Source organism: Mycobacterium sp. NS-7484 (assembly GCF_001953975.1).
Classification (GTDB): domain Bacteria; phylum Actinomycetota; class Actinomycetes; order Mycobacteriales; family Mycobacteriaceae; genus Mycobacterium.
Genome location: NZ_MBEJ01000104.1, coordinates 1 through 526, shown reverse-complemented (window position 1 = coordinate 526; position 526 = coordinate 1). Strand labels below are relative to the sequence as shown.

Annotated in this window: 1 protein-coding gene; it reads right to left on the bottom strand. The window is 69.4% G+C overall.

Annotation, left to right across the window (positions count from 1 at the left end):
• Nucleotides 1-430: peptidoglycan-binding protein (locus tag A5733_RS19535; RefSeq protein ID WP_142254096.1), on the bottom strand; the 430-nt coding region annotated here is incomplete at its 3' end.
• Nucleotides 431-526 lie beyond the last annotated feature (96 nt).

Genomic DNA, 526 nt, shown 5'->3' with positions numbered 1-526 from the left:
CCGGCGGGCCACCCATCAGTCCGAGGTATCCGCCTTTCGGGTAGCCGACGGGCTGGTGGTTGAGCTTGAGCACCTTCTTGCACCATTCGCCGAGCTCGAACGACGGCCCGGCCCACCAGTCCGCACCGGAGCCGGGGGCGGTGTAGATCCAGATCTTGCGTCGCGGCTCGGCCGTGATGCCGGCGTAGCCGACGAGCGCCGCGGTGGCTTCGTCGAACACACCGGTGATCGGGATCGCGTGGCCGGCGGCGACGAGGCGGCGTTGCATTTCGCGGGTGAACTCGGCGTCGCTGTTGCCGTAGTAGCCGTCGACCGGGCCCATGAGGTTGGCGTACGACTCCGCGTACGACCGGGCCCAGCGCTGCCAATGCGTGACGTCGTCACCGCGGGCATCCGATGAGCCGATCCGAAGCGGCAGGCGGGCGGTCACGATGCCGCCTTGTGCAGGTCGGCGATGCCCTCGACGGTGAACTTGCCGCGGCTGCCGTCGGCGAGCTTCCCGAACAGTTCCGGCCAGCCTTTGGCC